Genomic DNA, 16,748 nt, shown 5'->3' on the forward strand with positions numbered 1-16,748 from the left:
TATAAGAGGCTATTCCATCCCATGCTGAAAAAATCCCTCGCAAGCGCGCTAGGACTGGCAGGTCTGCTGGGCGGACTTACCGCGGCGCCCCAGGTATCCGCAGCGGAAAAACCCATTGCGCCCAAAGTCATGCTGATCGCCATGTTTGGCCCGGAAGCCAAGACCTGGATCGAGCAACTCAAGCTCGATAAAAAGGTGCCGGTCGAAGGGTTGTCTGCCGAGTATCCGGATGTGCTCTGTAATGAGGCGCAGGTGTGTCTGATGACGACCGCAATGGGGCACACCAATGCCGCGGCGTCGACTATGGCATTAGCCTTCTCGCCCAAGTTCGATCTGCGCAAGACCTATTTCCTGGTCGCTGGTATTGCAGGAATCAACCCGCACGAGGGCACCATCGGCACTACGGCATGGGCGCACTATCTCGTGGACTTCGGCATCCAATGGGAGCTGGACGCTCGAGAAGCTCCGGCTGATTGGAAAGGTGGCTACCTGGGTATCAATACGCGTCATCCCACTCAAAAGCCTCCTCTGGACTACAAGACCGAGGTGTTCGAGGTTAACCAGAAACTGATGGAAAAGGCTTATGCCCTTTCCAAGGACGTCAAGCTCATCGAAAGCCCCGAGTCTACTGCGTGGCGCAAAAAGTACAGCTATGCGCCCGCCAACCAGCCTCCTGTGGTTACCCGCTGTGACACCGTCGCCGGCGATACCTGGTTCTCCGGTACGCTGCTCTCCCAGCGCGCCGAAGAATGGACGCGTACGCTGACGGATGGCAAAGGCCGTTACTGCACTACGCAGCAAGAAGACAACGCCACTTACGAGGCGCTGCTACGGGCCAGCCGTACGGGCCGTGTCGATATCCAGCGCCTGGCCGTAGTGCGTGGCGGCTCTGACTTCGATCGCCCTTACGAGGGTTATTCAGATGTTGAAAACCTGATCGATTATGCCAAGCAAGGCGGCTTTGAACCCGCCTTAGAAAACCTGTTCCGTACAGGCAATCCTCTGGTGCAGGACATCGTTAAGAACTGGAGTGCCTGGGAAAAAGGCGTTCCCTCCTCCTGATTAATGAAAACAGGACCGTGCATACATGTTCGGTCCTGTCAGTCACCCTAGCCGCACCGTTAACGTGCAGTGTCGCCCGTAAACGGACCATTCCCGTAACCAATCCAGAAATTGGTTCGCATAGAGACTGAACCAATGCCAGATCATCCCCTACTCCCTGCCTCCACACCTTTGTACCAAAAGCCTGACACGCCTGTAGTCATAGCCTAAGCGCCCGGTCATAACCGTTTCGCCAGTATGAACCAATCGCTATTGGCATCTCGCTTGCAAAACTGCCTGTAACTGTTGCGCCCTACTATCAAGCATATACGAGGCGCACAGACAGACATTCATGTTGGCCTGAGAGAGCATGATGCAAACGTGCGAAACGGAAACTCCTATCGATCAATCAGCCCGGATGGCACTCGATGCCCTTCGCCAGCTGGTGGCACAGCATTCAGCATTTCCGGAACGACCTCTGCCTCCGGAGCGTGATCTGGCTGCTGGCTTTGGCGTTAGCCGTCGCTCGGTTCGCCGCGCCCTTTCAGTGCTTGAAGCAGAAGGACAGGTGTGGCGCCGCCAGGGCAAAGGCACCTTTGTAGGCCCAACCCCACCCAGTGCGTCCCTGAGCTTTACCAGGCTATCCAGCCGAACCAACTTCATCGAAATCATGGAGGCCCGCCTTTACCTGGAACCTGCTCTTGCCTCACTGGCTGCCATTCGCGCCAGCGGCGAGCAGATGGCAATGCTGCGGAGGCTCGCTGAACGTACCGGCCAACAACTCAATGCCCAGACGCCCGATGCAGAAGCACTGGAACTCTGGGACAGCGCCTTTCATAGAGGCATTGCGGAAGCCGCTGGCAACCGACTGATGCTGGATATTTTCGAAATGTTCGATGCCATTCGCCTGGACTCTGTCTGGCGCGACCTGCGCCAGCGTGCCCGCAACACTGACCGCATGCATGCGTATAGCCATGATCACGACGACATTGTGTCCGCGATCGAACAGCGTGACCCCGGCAAGGCGGCGATGGCCATGCGTGGCCATTTGCGTGCGTTGCAACAGGCGCTCGACACCGTTATCCATCACGATCTGGTGAACAGTTTATGAGCGAATCCCCATGCTCTGTCTTGAGTATCCGTAACCTGACCGTTCGCTTTAAAGGTGCAGCGGTCAATGTAGTAGATGGCTTGTCATTCGACATTGCGCCAGGTCGAACCCTGGCCATTGTTGGTGAATCCGGCTGCGGCAAGAGCGTAACATCCATGGCGCTGATGGGGCTTCTACCGGATAGCGCCCAAGTGCATGCCGATACTTCGACCTTCCTTAACGAACCTTTGCTGGCAATGACTGAGCAGCGTCGCCTGGATGTACGCGGTAACCGCCTGGCAATGATCTTTCAGGAACCCATGACGTCACTCAATCCGGCATTCACCATAGGTGATCAGATCACCGAGAGCGTCGTGCGTCACCAAAGCCTGTCTCCCCAACAAGCCCGCCGCCGGGCATTGGAGATGCTGGAAAAAGTCCGTATACCCGCAGCGGCTCAACGGCTGGAGGCTTTTCCCCACGAATTGTCAGGGGGTATGCGCCAGCGGGCCATGATTGCCATGGCGCTTGCCAACGACCCAGCCCTCATCATTGCCGATGAACCAACCACTGCACTGGATGTAACCATTCAGGCGCAGATTCTTTCTCTGATCGCAAACCTGCAAGCCGAAACCGGAACAGCCATGATGCTGATTACCCATGATTTGGGCGTCGTTGCAGAAGTAGCTGACGATGTAGCGGTCATGTATGCGGGCCAGGTTGTCGAAAGCGGTCCCGTTACTGCGCTGTTCGATGACCCTCAGCACCCCTACACCATTGGCCTGATGGGCTCGATGCCCTCGATGGGCCAGCGTGAAGATCGCTTGGCCACCATTGCCGGCCGTGTTCCCACGCCTGCAGAAATGCCCAGTGGCTGCCGCTTTGCCAGCCGCTGCCCTTTTGTGATTCAGGCGTGCCGCGCAGATCGTCCCCCGCTACGCGAGATCACACCAGGGCATCTGGCAGCATGCATTCGTACACCGCTGGAGCAGCACTTGGGAGTTAGCGCATGAAAACGCCCGAACGCCCTATTCTTGAAGGCCTTCATCTGACCAAACACTTCACGTCACCTACAGGCTTTCTGCAACGCAAGAAGGCTCCTGTTCAAGCCGTCACGGATGTTTCCCTGTCGATCAAGCGAGGCGAGACATTAGCCTTGGTAGGCGAGTCGGGCTCCGGCAAGTCAACCCTGGGGCGATTGCTGCTCAACCTGCTGGCGCCTACCGCTGGCGATGTCATCTACGAAGGCAGAAACCTGGGAAACCTGCCTGCGGATAAGCTCCGGCAGGCAAGGCGGGAATTGCAGATCATCTTTCAGGACCCCTTTGCCTCACTCAACCCCCGGATGACAGTGGCCTCTATCATTGGCGAACCCATCTGGCTGCACACCGATAGCCACCGCGCAGATCGCGCAGCACGAGTAGCAGAACTCTTGCATACCGTGGGCCTGGCCCCTGAACATGCCAACCGTTATCCCCATGAGTTTTCCGGTGGGCAACGCCAGCGTATCGGCATTGCTCGCGCCTTGGCCTCCAATCCACGCTTGATCCTGGGGGATGAACCGGTTTCGGCATTGGATGTGTCGGTCCAGGCGCAGGTCGTCAATTTGCTGGAAGACCTCAAGCATCAGTTTGGGCTGACGCTGCTTATCGTGGCCCATGGACTGGCCGTGATCCGCCATATGAGCGACAGAGTCGCCGTGATGTATCTCGGGGAGATCGTGGAGCTGGCCGAGGTCGACACGCTGTTCGAAACGCCACTTCACCCGTATACACAAGCGCTTATGGCCGCCGTGCCTGTCAGCCACCCCGGTCTGCGACGGGCTCGCCCCGTATTGGGTGGGGATATGCCAAGCCCGGCCAATCCACCGCCCGGTTGCCGTTTTCACACGCGCTGTCCCCATGCCCGCCCCCTCTGCAAAGAGGCAAAACCTGCCTTTGAATCTGTCGAAGGGGCGCGTCAGGTTGCCTGCCATTTCTGGCGCGAAATTGCGAATGCCGGAGCAGGCAATTTGATTGTGCCAGCTCCCAGCCCCGCCTTCTCCCAACGCCTTCATCTATTCAAAAGCCATCAGCCCCTTGCCCTGGAGAGCCAGCCTTGAATCCTGTACGCCTGTTGACTGGAGCCTTGTTATTGACGATCGGCACCACGGCATTTGCCGAAACCACCCTGCGCATCGGCATCCAGGACGACCCGGATGTTCTGGATCCGCACCGTTCACGAACCTATTCGGGACGTCTGGTATACACCGCCCTGTGCGATAAACTGGTGGATGTTGCGCCGGACCTAACCTTTGTACCGCAACTGGCCACAGGCTGGAGCTGGAGCGACGACAACCTAACCCTGACCATGACGTTACGTGAAGGTGTGACCTTTCATGATGGCGAAGCCTTTGATGCCGCCGCGGTCAAATTCAATCTGGACCGAGCTCGTACCTTGCCCGATTCACTGCGCAAGAGCGAACTGGCCTCTATCGAACACGTGGATGCAATCGATCCCAAGACCGTAGCGATCAAGGTGAAGCAACCGGACGCTACCCTGATCGCCCAGCTTTCCGACCGGGCCGGCATGATGCTTGCCCCCAACGCCTCACAAAGCGATGTCGGGTCCAAACCTGTCTGCTCCGGACCCTATAAATTCGTGCAGCGCGTACAGCAGGATCGCATCGTGCTGGAGCGCTTCGATCATTACTGGAACAAGCAGGCCTATTACTTTGATAAAGTGATTTTCCTGCCCATACCTGACACGTCGGTTCGTCTCGCAAACTTGCGCTCTGGAGACCTGGACATCGTCGAACGTGTTGCTCCCACGGACATCAAGGCGGTCAAGGATGACCGGAGTCTTACGGTCTATAACACGCCCGGCCTGGGGTATATGCAACTGATGGTCAATGTCGCCAATGGTGACAAAGCCAAAAATCCGTTGGGAAGTGACAAGCGTGTCCGCAAGGCCTTCGAGCTGGCAATGGACCGGGACGCTATCAACCAAGTGGTATTCGAAGGACTTTACGCGCCGGGCAATCAACCTTTTCCACAAAGTAGCCCTTATTTCGATAAGGAACTACCACTCCCCTCGCGAGACATTGCCAGAAGCCAGGCGCTGCTGGCGGAAGCAGGCGTTAAGCCCCCGGTAAACGTTGAGCTCAAGGTTGGCAATACACCTGTCTCTCAGCAGGTAGGCCAAATTATCCAGGCGATGACGTCCGAAGCGGGCTTCAACGTCAATCTGGTCGCCACCGAGTACGCGACGCTTCTCAACGAGCAGCAATCCGGAAACTTCCAGGTAGGTATGAGCGCCTGGTCCGGTCGTCCTGATCCAGATGGCAATATCCATCAGTTCGTGACCTGCAAAGGAAACCAGAACGATGGCCATTACTGCAATCCAAAGCTGGATGAGCTGCTTAATAAGGCACGTACTGTCAATGACCAGGCCCAGCGCCAGGATCTGTATCGCCAGGCGATGACCATCGTGGCGGACGAAGCGCCGAACATTTACCTCTACTTCGAGCCTCGACTGATTGTGGCGAATCGCAAGGTGACAGGGTATGTCTCCAACCCGGACGGACTGATCCGCCTGGCCAACGTGTCATTCGCGCAATGATCGATACGGCCCGCTGCAGTAAACCGCACGGGCCGGTAATCCACGAGGGTTATGCATGCTGACGTTCATCCTTCGCCGCCTGTTCAGTGCCATCCCAACACTGATTCTGGTCTCGCTCTTTGTCTTCACGCTGCAAAAACTGCTGCCCGGCGATCCGGTGCTGGCCATGGCTGGGGAGGAGCGCGACCCTGCTGTCATCGAATACTTAAGAGACAAGTATCGTCTTAACGATCCCGTACCGGTTCAATACCTGAACTGGGTGGGCAATGTCTTGAAAGGTGATTTCGGCACTTCCTTGCGCACCGAGCAACCGGTGACCGCGCTTATCGTCTCGAAACTGCCGGTCACCCTGGAATTGTCATTTTTCGCCTTGCTGATTGCGCTGTTGATAGGTATCCCCACCGGTATTCTCTCGGCGGTGCGTAAAGGGAGCGCGGTAGATTACAGTGCGAACATCGTTGCCCTTTCTGGCATCTCCATTCCGCACTTCTGGCTGGGGATACTGCTCATCATGGTGTTTGCGGTAAAGCTGCGCTGGCTGCCTGCCTCCGGTTTCGTACCGTTCAGTGAAAACCCGCTGCAAAACCTTAAAACCTTGTTGTTACCGGCCTTCGTGTTGGGTGCAGGTCTTTCCGGAACCCTGATGCGTCATACCCGCAGCGCCATGCTTGAAGTGCTGCGCTCAGACTATGTGCGGACAGCGCGCGCGAAAGGGCTGTTTCCCAGAACAGTCATTCTCAAGCACGCCTTTTGTAACGCGCTGATGCCCATCGTGACGCTGACTACACTGCTGTTCGGCGAACTGCTTGGGGGCGCAGTCCTGACTGAGCAGGTGTTCAGTATTCCCGGCTTCGGCAAGATGATCGTCGATGCCGTTTTCAACCGGGACTATGCCGTGGTGCAAGGTGTAGTGCTGTGCGTAGCCATTGGATTCGTGCTGATGAATCTGCTGGCCGATGTGCTCTATCGCCTGATCAACCCGCGCCTGAGGACTGCCGCATGAATGCCATTGCCACCCCTCTCCCCCCTGTCTTACAGACCCGTCTACAGTCTCGTTTCCTGGCAAAGTTTTTGAAGAACAAGGGTGCTGTCATCGGTGCAGCTATCCTCTTGTTATTTGTCCTGGCAGCTGTTCTGGCACCCTGGATTGCGCCCCATGATCCACTCAAGGCGAACTTTCTGGCCGTTCGCAAGGCACCTTCGGCCCTGTATTGGCTAGGCACGGATGAGCTGGGCCGCGACCTGTTCTCACGCCTGCTCTGGGGTGCGCGCAGCTCGTTGCTGGCGGGTGGAGTATCGGTCGCCATCGCCATGGCCATCGGTGTTCCGCTAGGTCTTATAGCCGGCTATTTTGGGGGCGCGCTGGATGCCCTTATTTCCCGGATCATGGAAGCACTGCTGTCTTGTCCGTTTCTGGTGCTGGCTATCGCGCTGGGGGCATTTCTTGGCCCTAGCCTGACTAATGCCATGATCGCCATTGGCCTGTCTGCCATGCCTATCTTTGCGCGCCTGACGCGCGGACAGGTCCTTTCGATTAAACATGAGGACTACCTGGAAGGTGCCCGCGCCATTGGCCTGCCGGATCGCTGGATCATTCTGCGCTATGTGTTACCGAATGTCCTTTCGCCGCTGGTAGTCCAGGCAACCCTGACCATTGCCTCAGCCATTCTCGCAGAAGCGAGCCTGTCGTTCCTGGGCCTTGGCCAGCAACCGCCAGCGCCCTCCTGGGGCTCCATGCTCAACACAGCCAAGAATTTCATGGAACAGGCGCCCTGGATGTCTATTGCTCCAGGCGTGGCCATCTATATCACGGTGCTGTGCTTTAACCTGCTGGGCGACGGCTTGCGCGATGCGCTGGATCCCAAAGACTAACCGTCAGACAAGAAGAGAGTGATCCCATGTTCGATCATCTAGATTATAGCCAGCCTTACGCCTCTGCCCGCTCCCCTGTCATGGGACGGAACATGGTAGCGGCCTCCCAGCCACTGGCCGCCCAGGCAGGCCTGGACATGCTGCGCCGTGGCGGTAATGCGGTAGATGCGGCAATTGCTGCTGCCATGGTGCTTACGGTAGTAGAGCCAACAGGGTGTGGTATCGGCAGTGATGCCTTTGCCATCGTCTGGGATGGCAAGACATTACAGGGCCTGAATGCCTCTGGACGCGCACCGGCAGCGTGGTCGCCCCAGTATTTTGCAGGGCACAAACACATGCCGGAGCGCGGCTGGAATGCAGTGACCGTGCCCGGTGCGGTTTCCGCCTGGGCCGGGCTTTCCGAGCGTTACGGCAAGCTGCCTTTCACCACGGTGGCCGAACCCGCCATACGCTATGCGCGAGAGGGTTACCAGGTAACGCCTATCATTGCTGAACTCTGGCAGCGAGGCGGTCAGCTCCTGAAAGATCAGCCCGGCTTTGCCGAGTGTTTTCTGCCCGATGGCCGAGCCCCCAGAGCCGGGCAGAAGATTCAACTCAGGGACCATGCCAAAACGCTGGAGCTGATCGCCGAAACCCGCGGCGAAGCGTTCTATCGAGGCGCCCTGGCCGAAGCCATGGTTGCTCATGCCAGAGCCAACAACAGCGTTATGAGCCTGGATGACCTGGGCAATCACTCAATTGACTGGATCGATACCCTATCCACGCCCTTTGCAGGCGCCATGGTCCATGAGTTGCCTCCTAACGGCCAGGGCATCGCTACGCTCAGCGGCCTGGGAATTCTGGAGGCCATCGGTATTGGCGATCATCCTGTCGACAGCCCCGAAACCCTGCATGTGGTATTGGAAGCGATGAAGCTGGCCCTGGCGGACCTCAATCATCACATTACAGATCGGGACCATATGCGCGTTCTGGCTCACCATCTGCTTGACCCGGCCTATCTAAAGGAGCGCGCCAGGCTGATCGGCGAGACCGCTGCTGACCCAGGCCATGGCTCGCCCAAGCCCGGCGGTACGGTGTACCTGTCAGCGGCAGATGAAAGCGGCATGATGGTGTCGTTCATTCAATCCAACTACATGGGTTTTGGCTCCGGCGTAGTGGTTCCAGGCACGGGAATCAGCCTGCAAAACCGCGGGGCGGGCTTTTCTCTGAACCCAGAGCATGTCAATACCGTCGCTCCCGGTAAGCGCCCCTTCCACACCATCATCCCCGGTTTTGCCATGAATGCCGACGGCACGCCGTTGATGTCGTTCGGCCTTATGGGCGGTCCCATGCAGGCGCAGGGACACTTGCAGATGATGTTGCGTATCCTGCGCTACAAGCAGAACCCGCAGGCGGCGGCCGACGCGCCCCGCTGGCGGATCGAGTCAGGTCGGAAGGTTGCCGTTGAGCGACAGTTCGATTCACAGACCGTAGCTGCCCTACGCGCCAAAGGACATGATATCCAGGTTGAGGCACCAAGCGGCGTGTTTGCATTCGGTGGTGCTCAGATCATTCAGAAAATGGCCGATGGTTATGTCGGTGGCTCTGATCCACGCAAGGACGGTCAGGCCGTCGCGTTCTGACCTTGCCGGAGGGAGGCCGCGCAGGCCTTCCTCCCATCCCTTACGCCTGATCGGGCCTTATCTCATTCCAGGTCTTCACGAAGGTGCTAGTCCTGATAGTTTTCTTCTTCTGCATAAGCGAACTGGATGAATCGCTTGGCCTCGTCGAGGCTGCCGACGCGCTTGACGCAGCGTGTGCCCATTCTGATTTCATAACAGCTGCCGCCAGTCGCATCTGCGCATTCGAACACGTAGTAACCATTGGAACTGCTGACGACTTTCTCTTGCATGAGTGCGCTCCCTTTCTCAGGACGGTGAATTCGTTATCGTCACGCCCTCAGTACATGCAATTGGGCGTCCTTCTAATGGGACCGAAATATTCCCTGGCAATTCGCTTCAATCACGGCAACGACCTTTTTGTTCATACAACAGGTTTATGCTCAATCTGGTACAGGCAACCGTCGTGCCTTAACCGTCACTGGACGGGTTTTCCTATTGATCCCCGGCCTTGGCAGCTCCGCACGAATCTCGCTGCTGGCCCATGTGAGTAAACTCAAGGCGACTGGCCAAGTTAGCGCTGCTGTGTTTGTTTCGCTCCGTCACCGATCAGTTTTTCTAATATCACCGTGCCACAGCACCAAAAGAGCGCACCATTAAGCGAAGCGCATCACACTTCATCACCCGCATTGTGTTAAATGATATTGATTTTCATTCAATACAAGGTCTACTCTGAATGGGCTTTGCGATAGTAATGAACACTTACTTTTAATGCGTTATTACTGCTTTTAAATTATAAAGGCTAAGCCGTTTGATAATGGCATATAGCTAACTATTAATATCAAACTACCGTGAGAGCCCGGCGAGGCATATATCCCGACAACATGTTGGGTTATTGCAGAATTGTTTAATCAATTGCCGAGGTTCCATTCGTGAATAATCCATTGCATTCGTATGCGGCCATTACTGCATACCCTTCCGCTCGCCTACAGGATGATCAGGCGACTTCGCATCTTTTCAACGAAAAGAATGCGCAGGCCTATGAAAGCCTTATGGTTCAAGGGGCTGAATGTATAAAGGAAACATTGCTCGGTATCGATAAGCCTTATACCGGCATATTGCCGCATGAACTAAAGCGGCAGTTCGACGAAGTGAATCTGGATGAAAAACTGGGTAACTTCAACGAGGCACTGGAAGAATTAAAAGCGTTGTACCTGAAAGATGCTGTTTACTTCCATCATCCTCACTATGTTGCTCATCTTAATTGTCCTATTGTTATTCCGGCTATTCTTGCCGAACTGGTACTTTCTTCTATCAATTCCTCACTGGACACATGGGATCAAAGTGCCGGCGGCACGTATATCGAACAAAAGTTGATTGACTGGACGGCTGAGCGCATCGGCCTGGGCAGCGAAGCCGATGGGGTGTTTACCAGTGGTGGTACTCAGTCCAACCTGATGGCCATGCTGTTGGCCCGTGATCATGTGTGCAACCGTCAGCCCGGTCACGCCAGCAACAAGACGCAAGGCTTGCCGACCGATTTCAAACGCCTGCGCATTCTGTCATCCGAGGTCAGTCATTTCAGCGTACAGAAATCCGCGGCCATCCTGGGCCTGGGCTATGACGCCGTGATACCGGTACGCAGCGATGCGCGCAAGAAAATGGACTTGAGCGATCTGCGCCGCGTGCTGGAAGAATGCGAAGCCGAAGGGCTGATTCCGCTGGCGGTAGTGGCTACTGCCGGTACTACGGATTTCGGCAGCATCGATCCATTGGAAGACATCGCGGCAATCTGTCGCGAGAAAAAAATCTGGATGCATGTCGATGCCGCCTACGGTGGCGGACTGCTGATTTCGCCCAAATACCGTAACCGTCTGGCCGGTATCGAACATGCCGACTCGGTCACCATCGATTACCACAAATCATTCTTCCAGCCGGTCAGTTGCAGTGCGTTTCTGGTACGGGATCGTCGAGAGCTGGGCCATGTCACCTGCCATGCCGATTATCTGAACCCCAAGAGCCAGACCCAGGAAGGCACACCCAACCTCGTTAACAAAAGCATTCAAACCACACGCCGCTTTGATGCGCTCAAGCTCTGGATGACGCTGCGCACCATGGGTGCGAATGCCTTGGGTAGCCTATTCGATCACGCGATCGATCTGACTCGCGCAACCTATCCGCTTATCGAGCGTGACCCACGCTTCGACATTGCCCATGTTCCCGAACTGAGCACCCTGGTCTTCCGCTATATCCCCGAGGAGCCGATGAGTGCCGAGCAGATCGATGCGACCAATGCAGCCATTCGCAAAGCGCTCTCTCGCAGCGGACGCGCCATCGTCGCGGGCACCAAGGTAGGCGGCCAACAGTACCTCAAGTTCACCCTGCTCAACCCCATGACCACCCTGGGCGACCTGCGAGGCATTCTCGACGCCATCAAGCATGAAGGTGCCCGTTACGTTAACCAACAATCTGCCCTGGCCACGTGCTGATCTGGAGAACCACCATGACGGCTTCAACCTACGATTTCATCGCGATTGGTGTTGGCCCCTTCAACCTGGGTCTGGCGTGCCTGACTGCTCCCATCGACGAGCTCAATGGGTTGTTTCTCGACAAGAACGAGTGCTTCGATTGGCATCCCGGCATGATGCTGGAATCTGCAACCCTGCAGACGCCCTTCCTGGCCGATCTGGTCACCCTGGCGGACCCGACCAGCCCGTTCAGCTTCCTGAATTATCTTAAATCCACTGGCCGCATCTATGCGTTCTACATCAAGGAAGACTTCTTCCTGATGCGCCGCGAGTACAACCAGTACTGCCAATGGGTCATCGATCGGCTGCCCAATATCGAGTTCAACCGATACGTCGAACGTATCGACCATGATCCGGCAACCGGCCTCTATACGGTGAACTGTACCTGCACCAAAACAGGAGAACGCCTGGTTTATCAGGCGCGCCGTCTGGTCCTGGGAACTGGCACGTCACCCTACATCCCTGACTGCTGCCAGGACGCCAGCAGCCACTTGTCCCACACGTCGACCTACCTGACCGACAAACAGGCTCTACAGGCAAAAAGCACCATTACGCTGATCGGCAGCGGTCAGAGCGCGGCGGAGATCTACTATGACCTCTTGCAGGAAATCGACACGCGCGAGTACACCCTGAACTGGATAACCCGCTCGCCTCGCTTCTTCCCGCTGGAATACAGCAAGCTGACCCTGGAGATGACATCGCCCGAGTACATCGACTACTTCCATCAGCTGCCTACCCACAAGCGTGACGCCTTGATGCGCAGTCAGAAGGGGCTCTACAAGGGGATCAACAGCGCCCTGATCAATGACATCTACGACCTGCTGTACAACAAGAGCCTATGCGGTCCGGTCAGGACCAACCTGCTTACCAACACGGAGCTGCAGGACTGCCGCTACGATGAGCGTACCGGCACCTTTACGCTTACCTTGTTTCAGGAGGAACAGGAGAGCCGCTATACGCTTCAGACTAATGGGCTGGTATTATCAACTGGGTATTGCTACAGAACCCCTCCTTTCCTTCAAGGGTTACGCTCACGCCTGCGCTTCGATGAGTGTGGCCGCTTCGCCGTCAATCGAAACTATACAATTGATACCGCCGGTCAGGAGATCTTCGTCCAGAACGCCGAGCTTCATACGCATGGCCTGGTAACGCCCGACCTGGGCATGGCGTGCTACCGCAACGCCTATATCATTCGCGAGATGCTCGGCCGCGAACATTACCCCGTCGAACGCAAGATCGCCTTCCAGCAGTTCACGGCGCCCTCTTCGACACTGCTCCAGCCGGAGCCGGCCAAGACATGACGCTGCGTACCTCGTTGATCGCCATGACGGCCCTTGCCGTCATCAGCGACACCATGCTGATTCCGTTCTATCCGCAGTACTTTGCCAGCCGTTTCGGTGAAACGCGGCCGGAGCATGTGGGGGCCTATCTGGCCGCCATCTGCTTTACGGTCATGCTCGCGCTGCCCCTCTGGGCGCGCGTGGCGCGGCGGGTGCACCCGATCCGGCTGCTGATCTGGACGCAGCTCGCCGCCGGGTTGCTGTGCCTGTACTGCTATTGGGCATCGGCGCTCCTGGAGTTCTGGCTTGTCTCGCTGGGGATGATCGTGTTCAAGGGCAGCTACCTGCTCATGTACCCCTACGTGATGAGCCTGGAGGACTCCAGGAACCATACCCATACTATCGGCATGCTGTCGGTTGTCGTTCACTTCGGTGCCATCCTCGGCGCCGTGGTGGGCGGCCTGGTCCTTCAGGTACTGGAGCCACGGGATGTCTTTGTGGTGATGGCCGCGGGGGATTTTCTGCAAATGGCGATCTGCCTGCGCCTGCTACGGCGGGAACCACCCCATGCCAAGCCGGAACAAGCCATTACGCACCGTACCGGCAAGGCATGGCCTATCTACCGGCTCTGCCTGCTGATGCTGCTGTTCTATTTCAGCGGCTACCTGGTAAAGCCGTTCTTTACGGTGTACTGGGAGCAGGTCGCTCAGCTGGACCACGCCGCCCTGACCGGACTGGTGTACGCCATTCCTGGTGGCATGGCCCTGCTCGGACTCTGGCTGAACCGGCGTACCGGCAGCCGACAACAGGCCCTGAGCGGTGCGCTGCTGCTGGGTGTGTGCGGCCTGCTGCTTCAAGCTGGTGAGCAGACCGCCCTGATCCTGACTGGCCGCTGCCTGTATGGCTGGGCCATGTTCCAGGTCACGGTACGGCTGGATGCCCTGCTCTTCGAGCTGAGCACGCCCGATGCGTATGCCGCTGACTTCAGCAAGATCAATTTCTTTCAACAACTCGGCGTAGTGGGCTCGTCCTTTGCGGCGGGGTCCCTGGTCAGCACGTTTGGCCTGACTATGCCCTTTCTGATCGGCGCGGCAGGCTTTGCCCTGACCGCCCTTGCCTATCCGCTGCTGGTCCGCACGGCCCAGCCCACGACAACACCTGTTATCGACAAGGGGGTCTGATATGACTGCCATTGCCTTGCAAACACCCATCGATACCCGCCCGTGCTTCGGCAAGCCACAGCATGGACTCGGCCACCTCAGCCTGCGCCCACTCAGCCTGCCAGAGGATACGGCGCGACTACATGATTGGCTGACTCGTGACTATGCACGCTTCTGGGGGATGCAGAATGCGACCCAGGCAGAGGTGGAAACATTCTACCGCGACCTCATGGCCTCTCCTCATGCCAACGCCTACCTGGGTTTACATGATGGCGCACCGGCTTTTCTGGTCGAATGCTATATGCCGCTTCATGACCCGGTAGGCCAGCACTACGACGTGAAGCCAGGTGACCGGGGCATGCATTTTCTCGTCGCGCCCTGCGAGAAACCTGTTTCAGGCTTCACCCTGGCCGTGATGCGAACCATCATGGAATTCATTTTCAGCGATCCCTTTGCCCGCCGCGTCGTCGTCGAGCCCGATGTTCGTAACGACAAGATCCACGTGCTCAATCAGCGTGTCGGTTTCGAGTACGACCGTGTCATTCAACTAGGCGAAAAAACTGCCCACCTTGCCTTCTGCACTCGCGAACACTACGCCGCCAGCCTTGTAATGGAGAACCGCCCATGAACCAGATGATCACTACTCTGCCCACCGCCACGCCCGGTCAAGCCGCATTGCACCTGACCCCCGAACGTTGGAGCAAGGTCAATCGCCTGCTCGTGCGCAAAGCCCTGGCGGAATTTGCCCATGAAAAGCTTATCGAGCCGGCCTTGATCGCGTCTGAAAACGGTTGGGAGCATTACCGTCTGGACAATGGCAATCCGGCACTGGAGTACCGCTTCCGGGCTCGCAAGCTGGCGCTCGATCATTGGCTGATCGACACCGCCTCGATCGAAAAGACGCAGGACGGCAACGCTGCGCCGCTGGATGCGCTGGAGTTCATCATCGAGTTCAAGGATCAACTGGGTATTCAGGAAAGCATGATGCCGGTCTATCTGGACGAGATCAGCAGCACGCTGTATGGCAGCGCCTACAAGCATGCCAAACCAGGATTAACTGCAGAAGAACTCACCCGCGCTGACTTCCAGTCCGTAGAAACCGGTATGATGGAAGGCCACCCAGGGTTCGTCGCGAACAATGGCCGCATGGGCTTCGACGCGAATGATTACCGCGCCTATGCACCTGAAGCCGCCTCCCCGATCCAGTTGGTCTGGCTCGCTGTACGCAAGACCAAGGCAACGTTCTCATCGTTATCGGACCTGAGCTATGAACGCCTGCTCGAGGAGGAACTAGGCAGCCAGACGATTGCTGATTTCACTGCTCAGCTGACCGAACAGGGCTTGAATCCGAACGACTACCTCTTCATGCCAGCTCACCCGTGGCAGTGGTTCAACAAGCTTTCCATGGCCTTCTCGGCCGATGTCGCCAACCGCAATATCGTCTGTCTGGGCTATGGGGAGGATCAGTACCTGGCACAGCAGTCGATCCGCACCTTCTTCAACGCAAGCCACCCTGAAAAGCGTTATGTGAAAACGGCACTGTCTATTCTGAACATGGGCTTCATGCGCGGTCTGTCGCCTTACTACATGTTGGCGACGCCTGCTATCAACGAGTGGCTGAAAGCATTGATTGAAAGCGATCCGTTTTTGACCGAAAACGGCTTCAGCATCTTGCGTGAAGTAGCCTCGGTGGGCTATCGCAACCACTACTACGAGACGGCACTGGTCAACGATACCCCTTACAAGAAGATGCTCTCCGCCCTGTGGCGCGAAAGTCCGGTTTCACAACTAAAGCCCGGCCAACGCCTGATGACCATGGCCTCACTGCTGCATCTGGATGCCGAGGGAGATTCGCTTCTCACAGCATTGATCGCGTCCTCCGGTGTGGATACGGACACTTGGTTGCGCCGCTATCTCAACGCCTACCTGACGCCCCTGCTGCACTGTTTCTATGCTCACGATCTGGTGTACATGCCTCACGGGGAGAACCTGATTCTGGTGCTGGATAACAACGTTCCGTCACGGGCAATCATGAAAGACATTGCGGAAGAGATCGCCGTGCTGAACCCTGATGCCAAGCTGCCGGAAAAGATCAAGCGATTGGCCGTCTCTGTACCCGAAGAGCTGAAAATCCTGTCGCTCTTTACCGACGTGTTCGACTGCTTCTTCCGCTACATGAGCGCCATTCTGGTGGAAAAAGCCGACTACGCTGAAGACCGTTTCTGGTCGCTGGTAGCCGAGTGCGTCAGCACCTATCAGCAGAGTCATCCTCAATATGCCGAAAAATTTGCCCGATACGATCTGTTTGCGCCCGAGTTCATCCGCTCCTGCCTGAACCGTCTCCAATTGGGCAACAACCAACAGATGGTCAATCTGACAGATCCGGCTGGAAACCTGAAGCTTGCCGGAACCTTGATCAATCCGATCGCACCATTTAAGCGTTAACGCGAATAAATCCGCTCCGGCTGCCTGCATAGACAGCCGGAGCGGACAGGATGGGAAACCGTAGAAACAGCCAGACGTTGCACCCGTTAATGGCATCTCACGCGGTGCGCTTAGGGTGTAACACCTTCTGCATC

General features: G+C 56.9%; 14 protein-coding genes. 13 read left to right on the forward strand and 1 reads right to left on the reverse strand.

All coding sequences use genetic code 11. The features are described from left to right. Positions 1-21 precede the first annotated feature (21 nt). The 8 genes from B3729_RS18375 to B3729_RS18410 all read left to right on the forward strand — a co-directional run bounded on the left by B3729_RS18375 (position 22) and on the right by B3729_RS18410 (position 9,225). Positions 22-1,062: a purine-nucleoside phosphorylase gene (locus tag B3729_RS18375; RefSeq protein WP_150347513.1), complete on the forward strand. Its 1,041-nt coding sequence runs from the start codon at positions 22-24 to the stop codon at positions 1,060-1,062. Between the two features lie 352 nt (positions 1,063-1,414). After that, the gene (locus B3729_RS18380; protein ID WP_037030203.1) at positions 1,415-2,152 is read left to right on the forward strand and encodes a FadR/GntR family transcriptional regulator; all 738 of its coding nucleotides are present in this window, start codon (positions 1,415-1,417) and stop codon (positions 2,150-2,152) included. Continuing rightward, on the forward strand, positions 2,149-3,144 hold the full coding sequence (locus tag B3729_RS18385; protein WP_286788636.1) for an ABC transporter ATP-binding protein: 996 nt from the start codon (positions 2,149-2,151) through the stop codon (positions 3,142-3,144). The genes B3729_RS18380 and B3729_RS18385 overlap by 4 nt, the downstream gene beginning before the upstream one ends. Beyond that, a complete protein-coding gene (locus tag B3729_RS18390; protein WP_286788637.1) occupies positions 3,141-4,232 on the forward strand; it encodes an ABC transporter ATP-binding protein in 1,092 nt (363 codons plus the stop codon). The genes B3729_RS18385 and B3729_RS18390 overlap by 4 nt, the downstream gene beginning before the upstream one ends. Then, positions 4,229-5,731, forward strand: coding sequence for an ABC transporter substrate-binding protein (locus B3729_RS18395; protein WP_286788638.1), 1,503 nt, complete (start codon positions 4,229-4,231; stop codon positions 5,729-5,731). The genes B3729_RS18390 and B3729_RS18395 overlap by 4 nt, the downstream gene beginning before the upstream one ends. A gap of 55 nt (positions 5,732-5,786) precedes the next feature. Continuing rightward, positions 5,787-6,734 carry an ABC transporter permease gene (locus tag B3729_RS18400; RefSeq protein ID WP_286788639.1) on the forward strand — a complete coding sequence of 316 codons (948 nt, stop codon included), beginning with the start codon at positions 5,787-5,789 and terminating at the stop codon, positions 6,732-6,734. Next, entirely contained in the window at positions 6,731-7,603 is an 873-nt protein-coding gene (locus B3729_RS18405) for an ABC transporter permease (RefSeq protein ID WP_150347517.1), read from the forward strand. Before B3729_RS18400 ends, B3729_RS18405 begins: the two co-directional genes overlap by 4 nt. Before the next feature lie 26 nt (positions 7,604-7,629). Then, complete coding sequence (locus B3729_RS18410; protein WP_286788640.1) at positions 7,630-9,225, forward strand: gamma-glutamyltransferase family protein; 1,596 nt, start codon at positions 7,630-7,632, stop codon at positions 9,223-9,225. A gap of 86 nt (positions 9,226-9,311) precedes the next feature. Here B3729_RS18410 and B3729_RS18415 read toward each other — a convergent pair whose 3' ends face one another. Then, a complete protein-coding gene (locus B3729_RS18415; protein WP_010798112.1) occupies positions 9,312-9,494 on the reverse strand; it encodes a hypothetical protein in 183 nt (60 codons plus the stop codon). A 639-nt stretch (positions 9,495-10,133) separates the two neighbouring features. Here B3729_RS18415 and B3729_RS18420 point away from each other — a divergent pair. The 5 genes from B3729_RS18420 to B3729_RS18440 are packed head-to-tail and all read left to right on the forward strand — an operon-like array spanning position 10,134 to position 16,614. Next, positions 10,134-11,690, forward strand: a complete 1,557-nt coding sequence (locus B3729_RS18420) for a pyridoxal phosphate-dependent decarboxylase family protein (protein ID WP_286788641.1) — start codon at positions 10,134-10,136, stop codon at positions 11,688-11,690. A 14-nt stretch (positions 11,691-11,704) separates the two neighbouring features. Then, positions 11,705-13,030 carry a lysine N(6)-hydroxylase/L-ornithine N(5)-oxygenase family protein gene (locus B3729_RS18425; RefSeq protein ID WP_286788642.1) on the forward strand — a complete coding sequence of 442 codons (1,326 nt, stop codon included), beginning with the start codon at positions 11,705-11,707 and terminating at the stop codon, positions 13,028-13,030. Next, positions 13,027-14,190, forward strand: coding sequence for an MFS transporter (locus B3729_RS18430; RefSeq protein ID WP_286788643.1), 1,164 nt, complete (start codon positions 13,027-13,029; stop codon positions 14,188-14,190). Before B3729_RS18425 ends, B3729_RS18430 begins: the two co-directional genes overlap by 4 nt. A gap of 1 nt (position 14,191) precedes the next feature. Beyond that, positions 14,192-14,797 (forward strand): GNAT family N-acetyltransferase, encoded by a 606-nt coding sequence (locus B3729_RS18435; protein ID WP_286788644.1) that lies wholly within the window; start codon positions 14,192-14,194, stop codon positions 14,795-14,797. Beyond that, complete coding sequence (locus B3729_RS18440; RefSeq protein ID WP_286788645.1) at positions 14,794-16,614, forward strand: IucA/IucC family protein; 1,821 nt, start codon at positions 14,794-14,796, stop codon at positions 16,612-16,614. Before B3729_RS18435 ends, B3729_RS18440 begins: the two co-directional genes overlap by 4 nt. Positions 16,615-16,748 lie beyond the last annotated feature (134 nt).

Origin of the sequence: Pseudomonas sp. UBA3149 (assembly GCF_002364655.1) — a bacterium.
Lineage (GTDB): Bacteria > Pseudomonadota > Gammaproteobacteria > Pseudomonadales > Pseudomonadaceae > Chryseomonas > Chryseomonas luteola.

Excerpts from the sequence above, each read along its gene's own strand:
- B3729_RS18410 (WP_286788640.1), top strand. The coding sequence starts at position 7,630 with ATGTTCGATCATCTAGATTATAGCCAGCCTTACGCCTCTGCCCGCTCC.
- B3729_RS18425 (WP_286788642.1), top strand. The coding sequence starts at position 11,705 with ATGACGGCTTCAACCTACGATTTCATCGCGATTGGTGTTGGCCCCTTC.
- B3729_RS18435 (WP_286788644.1), top strand. The coding sequence starts at position 14,192 with ATGACTGCCATTGCCTTGCAAACACCCATCGATACCCGCCCGTGCTTC.
- B3729_RS18375 (WP_150347513.1), top strand. The coding sequence starts at position 22 with ATGCTGAAAAAATCCCTCGCAAGCGCGCTAGGACTGGCAGGTCTGCTG.
- B3729_RS18390 (WP_286788637.1), top strand. The coding sequence starts at position 3,141 with ATGAAAACGCCCGAACGCCCTATTCTTGAAGGCCTTCATCTGACCAAA.
- B3729_RS18400 (WP_286788639.1), top strand. The coding sequence starts at position 5,787 with ATGCTGACGTTCATCCTTCGCCGCCTGTTCAGTGCCATCCCAACACTG.
- B3729_RS18405 (WP_150347517.1), top strand. The coding sequence starts at position 6,731 with ATGAATGCCATTGCCACCCCTCTCCCCCCTGTCTTACAGACCCGTCTA.
- B3729_RS18385 (WP_286788636.1), top strand. The coding sequence starts at position 2,149 with ATGAGCGAATCCCCATGCTCTGTCTTGAGTATCCGTAACCTGACCGTT.
- B3729_RS18380 (WP_037030203.1), top strand. The coding sequence starts at position 1,415 with ATGCAAACGTGCGAAACGGAAACTCCTATCGATCAATCAGCCCGGATG.
- B3729_RS18440 (WP_286788645.1), top strand. The coding sequence starts at position 14,794 with ATGAACCAGATGATCACTACTCTGCCCACCGCCACGCCCGGTCAAGCC.
- B3729_RS18415 (WP_010798112.1), bottom strand. The coding sequence starts at position 9,494 with ATGCAAGAGAAAGTCGTCAGCAGTTCCAATGGTTACTACGTGTTCGAA.
- B3729_RS18430 (WP_286788643.1), top strand. The coding sequence starts at position 13,027 with ATGACGCTGCGTACCTCGTTGATCGCCATGACGGCCCTTGCCGTCATC.